The sequence below is a fragment of the Bacillus cereus group sp. N12 genome (assembly GCF_016483575.1).
GTDB classification, from domain to species: domain Bacteria; phylum Bacillota; class Bacilli; order Bacillales; family Bacillaceae_G; genus Bacillus_A; species Bacillus_A toyonensis.
The window spans coordinates 1-19,412 of sequence record NZ_JAEHBO010000001.1 but is presented as its reverse complement, the minus strand read 5'-3'; the positions used below and the strand labels follow the sequence as shown (position 1 = coordinate 19,412).

Here is a 19,412-nt window from a genome sequence, read left to right as displayed (position 1 = left end):
CATTTTATCAGGCGATGAATATAAACACATGGAATGTATATGGAACTAACGAAATCGTACAAACTCGTAAGTTTTAACATAGTAGTTGTCACTGTCACGATATATAAAAATTGTCAAATTTTCAAGTTTTAGGAGCAAACTCTGTATTAAAAATAGCCCCGGTTATGTTAGAAATTTTTGATGCTCCTTATGGAACAGACCTATGTTGGTTGTATAAAGAAGGTGTTCATGTAGGTTTATGATTTGATAAGTGAAGATGAGAAAGATATTGGTCAAATTGTGGAAGAGATGTTGCTGAATCCAGAAAATGTTCAAAGAATTGTTATTCAAGTTATGCCTGATGGAACGATTGTGAAGAAAATTCTTGAAGTATAAAAGGTGGAAAAGAAATTATGCTAAGGGATAAAATCAAAAATGATATATATTTTAACAAATTTATCAATTATGAGGAAAAGAGAATAGAAAAGTTTTTATTATTGGTTGAAAAGGTTATTGAGGAAAGAGGCAAAGATGATAAAGGTGTAAAGAATGGATATATAGCGTTACAAGGGTATCATTTTAATAAATTAAGGGCAATGTACTCTGCGGGTTGTTCTATTCAAACTATTCGTGATTTTTTACCTGAAGTAATAAATATAATGGAAAAAGTGTGGAATAAAGAAAGTGGATATATACGTATGTTATGGATGATATCTATAGCAGTAATGCTAAATGTTGAAGATAAAGAATTTAATAGACTAATAGCAATGGTAAGGAAAGAAGGATTAAATGATTATTTGATTAATTATTTTATTGCTTTTAGAAATAGTGAGCCATCAGATTTTTATGAGCAAAGTGAGTTTTATGTAAAATATCCATATTTCAAATTAAAAGAAGTAATTGAGAGTAATAAAATTTCACAAGAGAATTCTATAAAAAATTTAGAGAAATATATAAAGGAGTATTGGTATAAGGGACATTTAGAGGAAGCATGGTACGATGCACATGAAAATAAACATGACATTTATAGTGGTTACTGGAGTTTTGAAAGTGGAGCAATCGCTAAAATTTTAAAATTAGATGACTCAACCTTGAAAGATAGTTCATATTACCCTTATGATATGGTGCATTGCCAAGAAAAATAAATGTTGGAATCCACAGTGATAAATTTTTACACTGTGGATTTTTTAGTTTGTATTAAAGTAGGTATAAGGGTAATGTTGGTAATGGATCCAGTGAGCTAGAAGTAAGATTGATACAGAACTAATTAGGAAATATGTACGAGAGGTTGAAACGCAGACGAATTATGAATTATCACTGGATTTTTTTATCTAAATATCCATAATATCTAATTGATTGTTAGTAACTTCATCAACATATTATTCGTTTATATACATATAGCGGAGTTTAGCTGAATCTTCAATAGGCCATATCGCAAAAGGAGCAAAAGCATCAAGTGGAGTAAGTACATTTGCTAATGCAGTAAAACTAGCAAAAGAATTGAAGCCAACGCTTGAAATGTTACAATCATTTAAGAGAGAGGCTTCCTATGCATTCTCTAGTGTTGGTGGAACTATTGTAACCAAAATACCCCAAGGCGAATTAATAGAAGCTTATTATAAGTTTGCGAAGTCTAAAGATGGTAAGACTTCAGAACCATACGATATAGTACCGTATAGGCCAAGCAATTCACCATTAGAAAATCATCATGGAGTTATGGATGTATGGGCTAAACATAATGTCCCTGATTATGTTAGTAGAGGGGCGAATACTCCAACTTTAGCTTTAACTAAAGAGCAACACAATGCTACTAAAGCTGTTTATAGACAATCACTCTTTGAAAAAACAGGGAAAAAGGTTGGAGGTAAAGTAGATTGGAAATCTGTTTCACCAAAAGAAATACAAGAATTGACGGAAAAAATGTTTGATGCTGCGAATGTACCACGTTTAGCTAGACAAGAGTATTATAGGGCCTTTAATCAATATAATTTTAGGGAGTAATTTAGATGGGAAATATTAATCAGTTGATTAAAAAAGTAAAATCATTACCTAATTGTCGAGTTCAGGAGCCTACAGAATTACCGATAATTGATAAGAATAAGCATATGCTACCAGGTGATTTAAAAGAATTTTATAGTCTTTGTGGTGGTCTAACTTTATTTGAAAATGAGGAATATCCTATTCATATTGTTACCCCAGAGGAGTTTATTTTGGCTAATCCCGTAATTGTAGGAGAGTTATGTGAAGAAGATATTTCATCAAATTGGTATATTATATGCAATGATGGTAAGGGTGAATATTTAACAATAGATCTTAGTGAAGAGAGATTAGGTAGATGTTATGATAGTTTCTTTGATCGACATGGAATAGTTGGGGAGACGCAAGTTATCGCAACTTCATTCACTGAATTACTTGAAAAACTTATTAAGAACAATGGACAATATTGGTATTGGCTAAAGAGTGAACTTGAATCACTTGGAGATGCTTATGATGATGAAGAGTGAAAAAGAGAGTCTTTAAGTGGAATAAAAAAGTGAAAGGGTGTTTGAAAGTCAGTACTCTATGATGGTTGAACCATTATAGAGTACTATGTACAATGATAGAAAAGAAAAAGAAGTACGAGCTTAGGCAAGATGATATTTTACTGGGGGATGAATATAAACAGATGGAATGTATATTAAACTAATGAACTCGTACAAATTCGTAAGTTTTAACGTAGTAGTTGGCACGACATAGAAAAGGTAGTTGGAATGGAGAAAATCCAATTGAAGGTCGAGAATATTATGTCGAGTTAGAAATAGGAAATACAGTAGTGTGGGGAGAAGAGTTTTAATATTAGAAATATTATTGTTGTTTATAACGAAAGTCTATATAAGGCAAGTTGAGGAATGTAGATTGAGTGAGCAAATTCAATAGAAGTGGAGAACATTTATTTGAAAACAATAATCAAAAATATAGGTAATAAAAATATAAAAGCTAAAGTAGAAGAACCTTTAATTTTTCATGTAGAAACACTATTTAATTTATTATCTAAAGTAGAAGATAAATTAATAGATGGATTTTCAATACAAATTGGATGGTCTGTTTATAGTTTATATAAGTATGAAGAGTATTATCAAATTATTACCCGGGATTATACTAAAAATCCTTTTAAAGATAAGACGGAAGACTTAACGATTGCATTATGGGTACAACTTGAGCAATCATATTGCTTACGCCGATTAAATATGGAGGGGGAATTAATAAAATTTAATGATAAGATTGTGATAGCGAAAGACGTGTTGCAACAAGAAGAGTTTTATTTACAAAGATCTAGTGGTTGTGATGAAGATGATTCGGGTTGGTATATAGGTCCTATCAATGAAGAAGTATCAGGAGAATTAGAGACCATATACGCCTACGAATTATTAAAAATGAAACCTGCAATTATTCAAGTACTAGCTTTACCTTATAATTATTTAGTAGTTTTTGAGAAAGACGAAATTAAATCGATTTTAAATGAAAGTGATATTGATATTTGGAGTGAAATAGAAAGATAGTGAATGTATATAAGGTGTTAAATACCCAATATGAAAATTACGTGAGTTAAGCACCTCATTGTCAATATACGACAATAGGTGCTTTTTTGCGTGCAATGAAGAAAAAATAAAAGATTCATTTTCACTCTATTTCATATTTGAATTACATGTTATAATTCGGAAAAAATATTCTTAATTTTTAGATAATTAAAAGGTGGTAGATACTATATGAGTACATTAAAGAAGATTACTAATAATATTTCGAAAGTTATTATAGGAAAAGATGAATCGATTGAACTGGTAGCTATAGCTCTTATAGCAAGAGGGCACATTTTATTAGAGGATGTACCTGGGACGGGGAAAACAACATTAGCGAAAAGTTTGGCTAAAAGTGTGGACGCTAAGTTCCAAAGAATTCAATTCACAGCGGATACTTTACCTGGAGATGTTATTGGTCTTGAATATTTTGATGTGAAGGAATCGGAATTTAAAACGAGGTTAGGTCCTATTTTTGCAAATATCGTATTAGTGGATGAAATTAATCGGGCTGTACCGAGAACACAATCTTCGTTACTTGAAGTTATGGAAGAGCGTACTGTTACAATTGCGAAGCAGACACATTCATTACCAGAACCTTTTTTAGTAATTGCAACGCAAAATCCTCTTGAATCGGCTGGTACATTTCCTTTACCTGATGCTCAGCTAGATCGTTTTTTACTTACGATTCGTCAAGGTTATCCTACGAGAGAAGCAGAAAAGGAAATGATGAATCGGTTTCAAATGAATGATCCGTTAGAAACGTTACATTCTATTATTTCAAGTGAAGAAATTATTACGATGCAAAAGCGTGCAAGAGAAGTGTTAGTAGGGAATGATGTGCAAGATTATCTCCTTGAAATTATTGAAGCAACTCGTAACCATGAGTTAATTGAAATTGGTGTAAGCCCTCGGGGAACGTTGGCATTTATGAGGGCGATTCAAGCACGGGCAATATTAAATGAAAGAGAGTACTGTACGCCAGATGATATTAAGACGCTCGCTGCATCAGTTTGTGCTCATCGTTTAACGTTAACGATTGAGGGAGAGATGAAAACGACGAAAGAACAAATTATGAAAGAAATTCTTCATACGATTAGTGTGCCAGTGGAGAATGTACGATGAATCAACAGCTTGTGTATACACCTTTAGCGGAGCCTTTCGTAATGGGGGTTATGTCAGTTGTAGCCGTTATTTTAAGTGTATTTTCAAGTAATCTACTGTTTTTATCTCTCGTATTTTTATATGTAATTTTAATAGGTGCTATGCATGTATATATACGTAAAGTATCTCGTGTTGAATGGGAATACAGTCAAGGGAATTCGAACGTTTTTATAGGTGAAACGAATATGTGCAAAATGAAAATTTCAAACAAGTCGATATTTCCTATTCTTAATATCGTATTTCGATTTAAATGTGAAAATAAGCTAACTTGGAATCATGATGAAATAAACAAAAATCATAGTATAGGTTCAAATTATTATATGAATTTTAATTTAAAAGGAAAGGAGTCAGTTTCATTTGATTTGCAAGCTGTAGCGTTAAAAAGAGGCATCGCGAAATGGGAAGAAGTTGAAATTGTTATTACTGATCTCTTTGGATTTATAACGAACCATATAACATATAAACAAGTTGATACGCCGTCGTATTTAGTCTTACCAGCTGTTCCGAAAATACAAGTTCCTGAATTACAAGAATGGTCACGAGGATTTCGAAAAGCGATGTCTTCACCCTTATATGATGAAACGAAAGTAATGGGAGTAAAGTTTTATGAAAATGAAGATTTTCGTTCCATCCACTGGAGTGCAACCGCGAAAACAGGGACGATAACAGCCAAAAAATACGAACGAACACAGTCAGATAAATATGCAATTTATCTCAACTTACAAAATAAAAGTGGCGTTTCTTTGCGAAATGATACAGAGGAACTAATTGAATTAACGGCGGGCATATGTAAACAGCTTCTCATACAAAACTGTTCATTTGAAGTATGGATTAATAGTGTAAAAGATAATGGTTTGCTACATATAAAAAATGGGGATAATCGGAAACATTTGCAAAATATATTAAAGGTACTTGCCTCAATATCGGACCAAGATACGCCTGTATCGTCTTCTTATTTTTACACTGCTGGCTTTCGTCTTAAGGAATTGGATGCGGTTCCTTTAATTCTTGGTACTTCACCAAAGAAATATAGTAGAACGAATAAATGGATTGTAATTAAAGAATAAGAAAGGGCTTATGTCATGTTGAATAAAAAGCAGCATACGAAAGTGAAGTTTTGGAGTGTAAAAGTAATAATTATACTTTTCTTTTCGATTAGTGCGATAGCGTTATCGCAAGGTGTTGTGCATGTACAAGGCATAGTGAAAGAGCGTTTTTTTAGTGAGAAAAAATCTGAAAAAAATTATAAAGAAACAATAAACTATGAAAATATTGAAGAGTATGGGACACCTATTGAAGATAAAAAAGTAGGAGATAAAGGGATAAGAACAACAACGGGTAAAAAAATGAAAGAGTTCGAAAGGAAAAGTTCATGGGGAGCCATATTCTCAGTACTTTCAAATTCATGGATTACTGTAGCTTTTTATGTAGTTATTGCAGTAATAATTATATATTTTCTTTATAAATCAGTTAGGAAAAAGTTAACGAAATCAGAAATAGAACAAGAGAAACAAACGGTAACAAAAGAAAATACTGTAAGAACCGAAAAGAACGAGAAAGTGAGGCATCAGTTAGAACAGCCGTTACCGACAGATAAGATAAGAAAAACGTTAGTTGAATGGGAAAGAACATTACCATTTCATGAACAGAGAAGGTCCTATGAAACGATGCAACAATGGTTAAAAAGAATTTGTAGAACAAGGGATATTATCTCGTTATATGAGTCTGTTCGTTATGGTGAAAAGACTTATACGGATTTAGATGTGGAAGAAATAATGAAGTGGGTAGAGGGAGATGGGAAGGTGGATACATAAATATCCACCTTTTCTTTTTTATATGGAAATTTGATTAATATGAATTATTTTCTTATATGAAACCGTATTCAAATAGGTAAACAAAATTAACTTTATTTACTTATACTTCATTACATGTTAACCTATATTTAATTTTTATAAATTATAATTAATTTTTAAGTTTTTTAAGGGTGTGAAAATGTAATGAAATCGGTATTAAAAAGCATACTTATTTCCTTTGTTTTTTCTGCAGTAGGTATGTGTTGGTTACTGTACGTATTATTCAAAGGGGACGGAGACTGGTTATTGTCTTGGATAGGTGTATTAATGGCATATTTATCTTTATATACTTTAATAGATTTATATTGTAAAAATACATACGATAAAAAAATAAATAAATGGCTTATAAAAACAGCGGTGACTAGTTTTAGTTTTTCTGTATTAGGAATCTCGTTTTGTATCATACACGAGCTATTAACACCGTGGAGTCTCAGTTTAATGGTGTGGTATTGGTTGGTAATGTTAGTGTTATTTTTAACGACCATAATATCATTAGTTAGTCTCGTATTTGTTAATCGTAAAAATCATAATTTCACCGGTGGATATAGAATGCTCATACTTCTAAATGTATTTCTTACATTGGGACCAGTATTATGGCCGCTATTACTTTCTATTATTGGAAATGGTATGAATGCTAGTGCGGGCTGGTAAAAAGGAATATAAATTAGTTGTGTAAAGAATAGGATGAAAAGTTGATATAGAATTTTAAATGTTTAAGAGAACATGTTTACATAAAAAATGAAAACATGTTCTCTTTTTATTTGCATGCATAACTCTTCCTCAGTTTACCGTATTTAAATTTAAACGTAAGTATTTCGTAAGGAATGGATAAGAAAAAAGAGAGATTTATCATATAGGATGAAAGTATAGCTTGAATCAATCCGATATTAATGGAGGAGAGAAAGCCTTATGAAAAAATGTAATTCAATTAAGTTAGCAAGTTTTGCAGTTTTATTAGCGGGTACTGCTCTATTCACACCTGGTTTTACTGTGACTGCAGAGTCAACTCAAAATATTTCTAGTTCGTCACAAGTACATGATCAAAAGAATCGTAATGGCTGGAAACAAGTAATGCAGGAAACAGTACAGCTTGGTGCTGTAGGAATATTAGCTAAGGCGTCTAACAACGGAAAAACGAGTAGTTATACTGCTGGCGTAGCAGATCTAAGTACAAAGAAACCGGTGAAATCAGATTATCGCTTTCGGATTGGTAGTGTGACGAAAACTTTTACTGCCACGACTGTTCTGCAATTAGTTGGAGAAAATCGCGTACAACTTGACGATTCAATTGAAAAGTGGCTACCGGGCCTCATTCAAGGAAATGGGTATGATGGTAATCAAATTACGATACGCCAACTTTTGAATCATACAAGTGGTATAGCTGAATATTTGAAGTCAAAAGATGCTGACATAATGAATTCGAAAAAAACGTATACAGCAGAAGAAATAGTGAAAATAGGACTTGCGCTGCCTCCGGATTTTTCGCCAGGTAAAGGCTGGTCGTATTCAAACACAGGATACGTAATACTAGGAATGCTTATTGAAAAAATAACTGGTAATAGTTATGCGGAAGAAATCGAAAAGCGAATTATTGAACCTTTGGACTTGTCAAATACGTTTTTACCAGGTAATTCACCTGTCATCCCAGGAAAGAATCATGCTCGTGGGTATGTGAAAACCGAAGGAACGAGCGAGTTGAAAGACATTACGTATTATAATCCGAGTTTAGCTAATTCAGCTGGAGATATGATTTCTAATGCGGATGATTTAAATAAATTCTTTTCATCTTTACTCAGTGGTAAGTTATTGAAGGAACGAGAGCTAAAAGAAATGCTTACTACAGTTCCTGTAGAAGGAAAAGCGGTTGGTGATGGGTATGGTCTTGGAATCTATGAGACTAAACTTCCAAACAGTGTTTCAGTTTGGGGTCACGGAGGAGGAATTCCCGGATTTACAACTTTTGCTGGCGGAGTAATTGGTGGTAAACATACATTGGCTGTCAGTATTAACTCTTTAGATGAGGTCGATATTGTTTCGCAGTTTAATAAAATGATGCAAATTGAATTTAATAAATAAATGAAAAGAAAATGAATGGAATTTTGTTATAGTTGTATATAAAAGAGGTACTTTGTAAAATGCGCAACTATGGACAGTAGTAGCATTTATGATAGGGCATCAAGTGTATTTCAAAGTGAAAATCAATCGTATAGCTTACGATAAAAATAAAAAGGATGTCAGTTACATGACATTCTTTTTATTTTGGATAAAAGAGATATGTGTATGATTCTGAAAATTGTTATTTTTGGAATCATTCCATATAATGAAGGGTATAGGGGCATCAATAGGGGAGTTATGCATAGAAAATACTTTAGTTAGTTAAATATTTCTCGTTTTAATCAAAATAATTATGAGTTGATTTGGAGTTGAATACAATGGAACAAAATCATTTTAAATGGACTAACAAGCAATTACGAGAACATGTTGAAGTATTAGATAGTAAAAGAAGTCCACACATTTTATTAAGGAATGCAACATATTTAAATTCGTATATGCGTGAGTGGATGAAAGCGAATATTTGGATCTATGATGACCGCATTGTATATGTAGGAGAAAAATTGCCAGAGCAACTAAGTGAATGTGAAGTGATTGATTGCGATGGAAAGCATATAGTTCCTAGTTACATCGAACCGCATGTGCATCCATATCAATTGTATAATCCAGAGACGTTAGCGAATCATGCGATGCAATTTGGGACGACAACTTTTATTAATGATAATTTAACTTTATTTTTCACATTACAACGTGAAGAAGCATTTCGTTTATTAGATGAATTTAAAAAGGTTCCGGCAAGTATGTATTGGTGGTGTCGTTTTGATGGGCAAACTGAGCTGCAAAATGGGGAATCTTTATTTAATAGTGAAGAAATAATAGAGTGGCTAAAGCATGACGCAGTTCTTCAAGGCGGCGAGTTAACAGCATGGCCGAAACTATTACATGGCGATGATGAAATGTTAAATTGGGTGCAGGAAACGAAGCGGTTACAGAAAAAAGTAGAAGGACATTTTCCGGGGGCATCTGAAACGACTTTAGCGAAGTTAAAACTGTTAGGTACAGATTGTGATCATGAAGCGATGACAGGACAGGAAGCTTTCACGCGCCTTTTGCAAGGCTACACTGTTTCTCTTAGAAATTCTTCGATTCGTCCAGATTTAAAAGTTTTATTGAAAGAATTACTAGAATTAGGTGTTAAGCAATTTGATAGATTCATTTTTACAACAGATGGTTCACATCCGTCATTTTATGAAAACGGAATGACGAATAGATTGATAGAAATAGCGATTGAGCAAGGAATTCCGGCAATAGATGCTTACCATATGGCAAGTTATAACATTGCTCGTTATTATAATATGGAGCATTTACATGGCTCCATTGCGACAGGGAGAATCGCCAATATTAATATTTTGGAAAGTAAAGAAAATCCGGTGCCAATTAGTGTAATTGCAAAGGGAAAATGGGTGAAGCGTGACGGAGTAAACAAAAATAAATCATTACATATAAACTGGAGTGAATTTAAAGTAACCCCATTATCATTAGACTGGTCTATAGAAAAAGAACATATGATTTTTTCTAATAAAACGGGTATACACTTGTTAAACAATGTTATAACAAAACCATATGTTAGCGAAATCGACTTAGACTGTGATGAACTTTCCATGGAACATGATGAATGTTTCCTAATGATGATTGCCCGCGATGGTACTTGGCGAGTGAATACAGTTGTGAAAGGTTTTGTAAATGAATTAGGAGGTCTTGCAAGTTCTTATTCTGGTACAGGTGACATTATTCTTATCGGAAAAAGGAAAGAAGATATGCTTACAGCTTTTCGTAGAGTAAAAGAGCTCGGTGGTGGAATGGTCATAGCAGAAAACAATGAAGTGTTACACGAAATTGCATTACCGTTGCTCGGGATTATGTCCGATTTAAAAATGAGTGAATTAATACAGGAAGAGAAAAAGATGGTGAAATTACTACAAGAGCGTGGCTACGTGTATGATGATCCAGCATTTACCATTTTGTTCTTTTCTGCGACGCACTTGCCGTTTATACGAGTAACACCTATAGGATTATATGATGTGAAAAGTAGTAAGGTAGTTGCCCAGCCCGTGAATTTGATAAAGCAATATTAAAAGGAAAGATCCTATAAAAATTTTATTTTATAGGATCTTTCTTATTATTAGCATAAGAATATTGTAAGCCTCAAATAATATAGTATCTAAATCATTTGAGGTGATATGTAAATATGAAAAAAATATTTTACATTTTAAGCATATTTATTCTGTGTGTATCGATACAACACGTTGTACATTCCCAATCAGATACACCAAGGTTATCTTCGGATTGTCTCGAAGAAAGGAAAATTCGAGATGAAAAGTATGTGAAGAATATAATACAGGACATTAAATCCACATTTAATTTAAATATTGATGAACATAGTTTTTGGGAAGTAAGTAAAAGAGATTTGGAGGCTGCCCATTTGATGTATGGTGGAAAGGAAAATGATTCTTATTATAATTCGCTAACTAAAATTTATGATAGTGGTGGATTTAGCGAGCAGCCGAGCTTATTTGTAAGGGCGCAAGAGGCATTTTTACTTTATAAAGAAAACGATAATATCAATGTAATGAAACGCCTAAAACTAGACGTTGAAAAAGGGGAATGGCTCGTTATAAAAACGAAAAAGAAGAAAGGGAAAAAAGTGAAATTCAAACCGTTACAATGTGAAAAAGATTATATGAAAAAGAGAAATGAATAACAAAATACGTATTAATGCTGCTTTTATTCAACGATATCTTGCTGTTGATTTGAAATCGGAAAAGGTAAACAAACATATTAGCTTTATGGAATATGTTTGTTTACCTTTTTTGAGAGATTTAAAAATTTGCGATATTGTTAGTTGAAAATTATGTACTTGCTAATGAACTTATAACATTCAATGAACTTGTTCTTCATAAAAATTAGATTTTGTGTCAAATGATTTATACATTGTCGAACCACCTATGTATATTTTATTCTACAGTATTTATAAAAGAATGTTGGCTATTCATAAGAAATATGATTGGCACAGTTTTTGCATGTATTACATGTAAGGAAGGGAGATTGTATGTAAGGAATCTGTACTCGTAATAGTATAAAACAAGCTACTATTGCATTATTGATCATAGTTGTATTTATAGCGGAACTGTAAATACATACAAATAAGTGGTTTTTTTGATTTTAAAATTCAGAATTTTCTTTTAAATTATTAGGGGGCAATGGTATGGTTAAATATTCGAAAATTTCTAAGTGGATTCTTGGTGTTGGACTAGTGACAATAACATGTAATGGTTTGCAAATTCAAGCAGAGACAAAAGAGAAAAATGTGAAGAACGTATTACAAATGGAGCCGGTAGGAATACAGAAATCTGTTGATGAATTGGCGCATCCTTCAAAAGTACAAGAAAATGCATCTTTTACAAAACGGTTAAAATTAGCGGATTTATCGCAGCGTCCACTAGCACCAACCGATAATATTAAACCGTTAGCTGAAGAAAAAAAGTATTCGATGGCTGAGTTAAATCAATTAAATAACAAACAATTAACTGATCTTCTTGTGACAATTAAATGGTATCAAATTCCAGAATTATTTCAGTTTAATAGTGATAGTCTTAAATTCTATCAAGATGATAGTCGAATGCAAGCGATTATTAATAAACTAGCAGAACAAGGACAAGCTTATACGAAAGATGATTCAAAAGGGATTGAAACATTAGTAGAAGCTCTACGTGCAGCATTTTATTTAGGTTTTTACCATGATGAATTAAGCAAACTAAATGAGCGTAGCTACCATGATAAATGTTTACCGGCTTTAAAAACAATTGCAAAAAATCCAAATTTCAAACTTGGTACATCGGAACAAAATAAAGTTATTTCATCATATGGAAAATTAATTGGAAATGCATCGGCTGATGTTGAAACGGTTTTATATGCAGGTGAAATTTTTAAACAATATAACGATAATCTTGCAACTTTCATTGAAGACCGAACAAAAGGAGACGCAATATATGAGTTGATGAAGGGAATTGATTTTGATATTCAGACGGATATGTACACGACTGGAAAAGAGCCGAAAGATACGATGTGGTATCGAAATATCGATAACTTTATTAATGAAGTAAGTCGTTTCGCACTAATTGGTACTGTAACAGATAAAAATGGATGGTTAATTAATAACGGAATTTACTATGCTGGCCGATTGGGCAAGCTTCATAGTACGCCGACAAAAGGACAGCAAGTTGTTACAGACGCAATGCGAATTTATCCATATTTAGGAGAGCAATACTTTGTTGCGGCAGAACAAATTACTACAAATTACGGAGGAGTAGATGCGAACGGAAAAACAATAAATTTAGATCAAATTCGAGACGATGGTAAAAAGAAATATTTACCGAAAACATATACGTTTGATGATGGAGCAATTGTCTTTAAAGCTGGGGATAAGGTTAGTGAAGAGAAAATTAAGCGACTATACTGGGCAGCGAAAGAAGTACGTTCTCAATTTTATCGTACAGTTGGTAGCGATAAACCACTTGAAAATGGACATGCGGATGATGTGCTAACGATGGTTATTTATAATAGTCCAGATGAGTATCAATTTAATCGTCAACTGTACGGATATGAAACGAATAATGGTGGAATGTACATTGAAGGAACGGGAACTTTCTTTACATATGAACGTACACCAGAGCAAAGTATTTATAGTTTGGAAGAATTGTTCCGCCATGAATTTACACACTACTTACAAGGAAGGTACGAGGTTCAGGGATTATGGGGCCAAGGGGAAATGTATCAAAATGAACGTTTAACATGGTTTGAAGAAGGAAATGCAGAGTTCTTTGCAGGTTCAACGCGATTAAATAGTGTAGTACCGCGAAAAAGTATAATTGGTGGGTTATCTAATGATCCTGCAAAACGTTATACAGCATCACAAACATTAAATGCGAAATATGGAACGTGGGATTTTTATAACTATTCGTTTGCATTGCAATCATATATGTATAATAAACGTCCTGAAATGTTCGATAAAGTGCATGATTTAATTCGTGCAAATGATTTTTCAAGTTACGACGCATACCGTTCTGCATTAAGCAAAGATAATAACTTAAATGAAGAATATCAATCTTATATGCAAATGCTTATAGATAATCGCGATAAGTATACAATCCCACAAGTATCAGATGAGTACTTAGCGCAGCATGATCCAAAATCGCTTTCGGACATTACTTCAGATATTACGAATGAAGCGAAATTAAAAGATGTGAAAGTAACAAAGAATAAATCACAATTCTTTAATACATTTACACTACAGGGGACATATACTGGAAGTTCAGCAAAAGGAGAGATTGAGGATTGGAAAGTAATGAATGAAGCAACAAATGATATGTTGAAACGTATTTCAGGAAAAGAGTGGACTGGATATAAAACATTGACTGCTTATTTTATAAATTACCGTGTTAATCATGCTGGACAATTTGAATATGATGTTGTGTTTAGCGGAGTAAATACGGAAGAAGGTACGGCTGTAGAAAAAGAGCCGAATAATTCATTTGAAACAGCCAATCCACTATTTTTAAATACGTTATTAAGAGGAAACTTAAGTGATCAAGATCAGGGAGATAAATTTGTTATCGATGTAAAGGATCAAAAAGATTTACAGATTTCTGTTACGAACGAACAAAATCTTGGACTAAACTGGGTATTATATTCTGAATCAGATCTAAACAATTACGTAACTTACGCAACAAAGCGTGATGGAAACAAATTGCTTGGAAATTATAATGCGAAGCCAGGAAAATATTATTTAAGTGTATATAAATATGGCGGAGGAACAGGGAATTATACAGTGGAAGTAAAATAGTTTACTATAGCTAGTTTAAGAGACTGCTAGTTGTATTTTTTAGCGAAGTAAAGCATGTAATATTAAATATTAAACTACTTTACATATACCCCGTTTTAATTTGAGAACGGGGGTATATGTATTTTAGATTTTTTTAATTTTCATAACTTCACTTGGTTTTGAAAAGAAAACAATGCATATAAATTTGAATTTCTGCTCGTAAACCATGTATGAATTCATCTTCTTAATGCTCTTTCATTTTAGCCTCAATGCTTGCTTTCAAATTAGTTGATACCTTATCGAAATATCCCATAACCAACTTTTTAATATCATCAGATATACCTTTCAAATCATTAGCTAAGTTTTCAGCAAGATATTCTTTTTCTATCGGCTGTAACTTCGTATAAAATTCACCAGCCTGCGTAAAGTCATCCTGTTTCGTTATAGGAGCTCTTTCAAGTTTACCTTCAACATACCTTCCATCACCGCTTGTTATTTGATTAGCAGGTGTCCAATTTTGCTGTTGGTTAATCGCTAATTTTCGAAATTCGGGTCCAATTCTTCTTCTTTGAGAATCGCTATAAATGTTAGCACGCCCTTGCAACATTTTATCATCAGATAGTTCTGCACCATCTAGTAAATTAGAAGGGGAGAAGGCGACTTTTTCTACTTGTTCCATATAATTTTCAGGGTTTTTATTTAATACCATTTTACCGACTGGTATAAGAGGGTACATCTTTTCATCCCATACTTTTGTATCATCTAGCGGATCATAAGAAAGATGTACTTCATCTTTTGGATCCATGAGCTGGACATATAAACCATACTCCACTGATTTACCAGCCTCAATTGCATCATATAAATCTTTCCCACTATAATCTGGATTTTCAGCAGCTAGTTTAGTAGCTTCCTTACTAGTAATGAATTGTACACCTTCAAAAGGATACCAATGATACTTTACGTACTTTCGATTGCCTTCAGCATTTCTCCAAACGTATGTATTTACACTATGTCCTGGGATGTGACGAAGACTTTTTACCGTACCGACATTAGAGTATAAACGGACAACAAAATGAATGGATTCGGGTGCTTTAGCGACAAAATTCCAAAATCTATCCGGATCTATTAAGTTATTTTTAGGTGAAGGCAACAACGCTTTAATCGTTTCAGGGAAATGCATCGGATCACGAACGGAAAAGACAGGAATGTGATTACATAAAAGATCGAAAACGCCTTCTTTTGTATAAAATTTTGTGGAAAAGCCGCGTACATTTCTAGAAGTATCTGGTGTTCCTTTCGTACTAACAGCTAACGAAAACCGTACCATAACAGGAACTTTCTCATTAGAATGTTGTAAAAAACTTAGCTTTGTATGTTCAAACATCGGATAGATCGTTTGAAAATAACCGAATGCCCCAAAACCTTTTACATGAACAGGTCTTTCTACAATTTTTTCATGTATAAATTCTTGTAACGTTTCATGCAGTACACTATCTTGCTTGAGAACAGGTCCACGTGAACCGACTGTTTGAGAGTGAAGTGTAGCTTGTTCATTAAGTTCTCGATTTTGATTAAGGTCTTCTCCTAATAAGGGTTGCCTCTTTTTATTATATTTTTCATTCATCGATATAGCCTCCAAATTTTTTCTTCGATTGTTACTAAATATGATTCTATAGCCTTGATTATGTATTACATACAAAGTTCAAAGTAGTAACATACCGCTAGATGAAAAAAACGCATATAGAGTGGACCTGTTGAAATAGAAGAAATTATGGAAAAATGAATATCGGAAAGAGAAAACACACTATTAAAATTTTAATCTTAAAAATTAATTGATAAATAACTTTATAGATAATGGTCATTAAAAAAATGGTAAAAATAACTAGGAGGAAATGAACATGTCGGATTGGTTTCAATTAGATAAAGAATATATGATGCCTACGTATTGCCGTACGGAGGTTGCAATAGAAAGAGGAGAAGGTTGTCAACTGTATGATGTGAATGGAAAAGAGTATTTAGATATGTTTTCTGGCGTAGGAGTAAACGTATTAGGATACAATCATCCTAAAATTGTGCAAACGACAATGGAGCAAGTTACGAAATCGTTGCATCTTCCATTTCACTTTTTAAACCCAGTTGCGATTGAATATGCAAAGAAATTAGTTGAGTACTCTTTAAAAAACGGCAAAGTATTTTTTACAAACTCTGGTACGGAAGCGACAGAAACAACGTTGAAATTAATTGATAAATATAGATTTATTACGAATGAAGAGCGAGAAGGTGTCGTTGTGCTCAAAGGTAGTTTCCACGGGCGAACGTTAGGGGCACTTCATTTTACGAGACAAGAAAATGTATATCAAAGTTTCCCTAAAACATCTATTCCTGTATACGAAGTAGAGCGTGAGAATATAGAGCAATTAGAAGAAACAATTTTAAATAAAAAGCCTATTGCAATTATGTTAGAGCCTGTATTAGGAAGTGGCGGGATATATCCTTTATCAAGTGAATATTTATATGGTATTCAACATCTTTGTGATAAGTATAATGTGCTGCTTATCGTTGATGAAGTACAAAGTGGTATGGGTAGAACGGGGAAATTGTTCGCTTATCAAAATTCTAATATTACACCGGATATTATTCAAATTGGTAAAGGCGCAGGAGGAGGGATACCGCTAGGGGGAATTATTGTAGGTGAAAAGCTATGCGATGTATTTTCACCAGGAGATCATGGCACAACATTTGCTCATTCATCAATGGGAACAGCTTTAGGTTTAACGGTATTAAATACATTACTTGATGATGGGTTAATGCAAGAAGCTTATGAAACGTCACTATATTTGAATGATAAACTGCAAGACATTCAGAAAGAAAATTCTTATTATATTCAGGAAGTGCGTCATGCGGGGATGATGTTTGGGATAAGTGTGAATGACACGAATGAAAATGTGAAGAAATTACAGATTGAGTTAATGAATAAAGGAATGTTAGTCGATGTAACACAAGGGAATATTATTCGATTACTTCCGCCGTATATTATTACGAAAGAGGAAATTGACGCATTCACTTATGAGTTTATTTCCTGTGTTCATAGCATAGCAGCTACAGCAAGTATTTAAAAAAATATAAAAAAATATAAAAAGCTGAAGAAGGCGCTATTTTAGCGCCTTCTTCAGCTTTTTAAAATAGTAAATTACTTAACATAGAGAGCATCTCATTGGACAAATAATTAATTATGTGAAACAATAATAACAGATAAGGAGACATTAATTTTCCTTAAGTGCTTCGAATTAATTTTATTCAATAAGAGAAGGTGTGCTTAAAGAAGTTAAATTAAACAAGGAGCTGTTTTATTATATGCAACAAAATACTGATTTAAATTTTGAACCTCAAGACGTTAATATTGTCAATCCTAAACAAGCCAGGAAAGCAGTGGTTGCTACTGGTATAGGGAATGCAATGGAGTGGTTTGACTTCGGATTATACGCGTATTTAGCGGTAATTTTAAGTCAATTATTCTTCTCAGGTGTTAATAATAGTGGTTTGCAGCTTGTACTTACATTTGGTACATTTGCAGCGGCCTTTCTCGTTCGACCAATCGGAGGTGTATTCTTTGGTAGAATAGGAGATAAGTATGGCCGAAAAATCGTATTAAGTACTACTATTATTTTAATGGCACTTTCTACATTATTCATCGCATTACTACCAACCTATGAACAAATTGGTGTATGGGCACCAATACTACTTTTAGTTGCCCGAATGATTCAAGGCTTCTCTACAGGCGGCGAATATTCAGGAGCAATGGTTTATATCGCAGAATCTTCTCCAGATAAAAAGCGTGGTATACTCGGTAGTGGTCTTGAAATTGGAACACTCTCAGGTTACATTGCTGCTTCGGTAATTGTTACCATTTTAACGTTATTGTTAACAGATGAGCAAATGCTCAGCTGGGGCTGGCGTATTCCTTTCTTAATAGCTGCACCAATAGGCTTGGTCGGTTTATATTTACGCCGTCATTTAGATGAATCTCCCATCTTTGAAGAGATGGAAAAAGCACAAGAAGAATCTGAAGACAATGAACAATTTTCATTTATGGATATTATTAAATATCACAAAAAAGACTTCTTATTAAGCACAGTAATTGTCGCCTTCTTTAATATTACGAATTATATGATTCTTTCGTATATTCCTTCTTATTTAACTCAAGTACTTAAAGTCAAAGAAACAACTGGCTTATTAATTATTTCGATTACGATGGCACTTATGATTCCATTGGCACTTTATTTCGGTAAATTAAGTGATAAAATTGGTAATAAACGCGTCGTGCAAATTGGTTTACTTGGTTTAAGCGTATTTGCAATTCCAGCATTTTTACTAATAGGTAACGGACATATTGCAGCTATATTTGCAGGTATTTTCGTATTAGGTTTCTTCCTAAGTGTGTATGAAGGAACACTACCTTCGTTATTACCATCACTCTTTTTCACCGATGTACGTTATCGAGCACTCTCGATCTCCTTTAATATTTCTGTATCTATATTCGGTGGAACAACACCGCTCGTATGTTCATACTTAGTTCATGCAACCGGTAATCCGCTCGCACCAGCATTTTATTTAGCAGGTGTAAGTATAATTGGATTAGTCGTATTTAGTGTACTATTCGTTACAACATCAGGACGTGCGCTAAAAGGTTCATATCCTACAGTAGAATCGAAAAAAGAAGCACGCCAAATCGCTAAAGAGGATCCGGAAGAAACACTTTGGTGGCATGAAGAATCTTTAGAAATTGAAGCAGGAAAAAAAGCATAATTTGTGAAAAGCAACGTGGACTTTTACAAAAAGACTCCTATTAAACTGAAGTGCACCCCAATTGTTAGACACATAATTAACAATTGGAGGTGCATTTTTTATGGCTAAATTTTCTTCAAAAGA

Annotated in this window: 14 protein-coding genes and 2 pseudogenes; 15 read left to right on the top strand and 1 reads right to left on the bottom strand. The window is 33.3% G+C overall.

All coding sequences use genetic code 11. The features are described 5' to 3' along the window. Positions 1-113: 113 nt before the first annotated feature. The 13 genes and pseudogenes from JDS92_RS31325 to colA all read left to right on the top strand — a co-directional run. Positions 114-285 (top strand): annotated as a pseudogene (locus JDS92_RS31325) (DUF2185 domain-containing protein); the annotation flags it as partial. A 107-nt stretch (positions 286-392) separates the two neighbouring features. Next, positions 393-1,124 (top strand): PoNe immunity protein domain-containing protein, encoded by a 732-nt coding sequence (locus JDS92_RS00075; RefSeq protein ID WP_079245693.1) that lies wholly within the window; start codon positions 393-395, stop codon positions 1,122-1,124. 475 nt (positions 1,125-1,599) lie between these two features. Then, positions 1,600-1,980, top strand: a pseudogene (locus JDS92_RS00070) (sugar-binding protein); the annotation flags it as partial. A gap of 5 nt (positions 1,981-1,985) precedes the next feature. After that, positions 1,986-2,483, top strand: coding sequence for an SMI1/KNR4 family protein (locus tag JDS92_RS00065; protein ID WP_199631315.1), 498 nt, complete (start codon positions 1,986-1,988; stop codon positions 2,481-2,483). Between the two features lie 429 nt (positions 2,484-2,912). Further along, complete coding sequence (locus JDS92_RS00060) at positions 2,913-3,518, top strand: immunity protein Imm33 domain-containing protein (protein ID WP_142345840.1); 606 nt, start codon at positions 2,913-2,915, stop codon at positions 3,516-3,518. A 207-nt stretch (positions 3,519-3,725) separates the two neighbouring features. Continuing rightward, positions 3,726-4,658 (top strand): AAA family ATPase, encoded by a 933-nt coding sequence (locus JDS92_RS00055; protein ID WP_199631314.1) that lies wholly within the window; start codon positions 3,726-3,728, stop codon positions 4,656-4,658. Then, positions 4,655-5,764, top strand: coding sequence for a DUF58 domain-containing protein (locus JDS92_RS00050; RefSeq protein WP_098911292.1), 1,110 nt, complete (start codon positions 4,655-4,657; stop codon positions 5,762-5,764). The genes JDS92_RS00055 and JDS92_RS00050 overlap by 4 nt, the downstream gene beginning before the upstream one ends. A gap of 15 nt (positions 5,765-5,779) precedes the next feature. Then, positions 5,780-6,511 (top strand): signal peptidase II, encoded by a 732-nt coding sequence (locus JDS92_RS00045; protein ID WP_199631313.1) that lies wholly within the window; start codon positions 5,780-5,782, stop codon positions 6,509-6,511. Between the two features lie 183 nt (positions 6,512-6,694). Then, positions 6,695-7,201 carry a DUF3902 family protein gene (locus JDS92_RS00040; RefSeq protein WP_097959900.1) on the top strand — a complete coding sequence of 169 codons (507 nt, stop codon included), beginning with the start codon at positions 6,695-6,697 and terminating at the stop codon, positions 7,199-7,201. A gap of 258 nt (positions 7,202-7,459) precedes the next feature. Continuing rightward, positions 7,460-8,626, top strand: a complete 1,167-nt coding sequence (locus JDS92_RS00035) for a serine hydrolase domain-containing protein (protein WP_199631312.1) — start codon at positions 7,460-7,462, stop codon at positions 8,624-8,626. A gap of 356 nt (positions 8,627-8,982) precedes the next feature. Further along, a complete protein-coding gene (locus tag JDS92_RS00030; protein ID WP_098711498.1) occupies positions 8,983-10,737 on the top strand; it encodes an adenine deaminase C-terminal domain-containing protein in 1,755 nt (584 codons plus the stop codon). Positions 10,738-10,850: 113 nt separating this feature from the next. Next, positions 10,851-11,363 carry a hypothetical protein gene (locus tag JDS92_RS00025; protein ID WP_098711499.1) on the top strand — a complete coding sequence of 171 codons (513 nt, stop codon included), beginning with the start codon at positions 10,851-10,853 and terminating at the stop codon, positions 11,361-11,363. Positions 11,364-11,867: 504 nt separating this feature from the next. Continuing rightward, on the top strand, positions 11,868-14,504 hold the full coding sequence (gene colA, locus JDS92_RS00020) for a collagenase ColA (RefSeq protein ID WP_199631311.1): 2,637 nt from the start codon (positions 11,868-11,870) through the stop codon (positions 14,502-14,504). A 223-nt stretch (positions 14,505-14,727) separates the two neighbouring features. Here the strand turns inward: colA and JDS92_RS00015 are convergent, their stop codons facing one another. Then, positions 14,728-16,107: a catalase gene (locus JDS92_RS00015; RefSeq protein ID WP_097959904.1), complete on the bottom strand. Its 1,380-nt coding sequence runs from the start codon at positions 16,105-16,107 to the stop codon at positions 14,728-14,730. A 274-nt stretch (positions 16,108-16,381) separates the two neighbouring features. On the opposite strand from JDS92_RS00015, the gene JDS92_RS00010 reads away from it, so the two are divergent. Both JDS92_RS00010 and JDS92_RS00005 read left to right on the top strand, forming a co-directional pair. Then, a complete protein-coding gene (locus tag JDS92_RS00010) occupies positions 16,382-17,599 on the top strand; it encodes an aspartate aminotransferase family protein (protein ID WP_098711501.1) in 1,218 nt (405 codons plus the stop codon). A gap of 238 nt (positions 17,600-17,837) precedes the next feature. Then, a complete protein-coding gene (locus JDS92_RS00005; RefSeq protein ID WP_097959906.1) occupies positions 17,838-19,289 on the top strand; it encodes an MFS transporter in 1,452 nt (483 codons plus the stop codon). Positions 19,290-19,412: the final 123 nt, after the last annotated feature.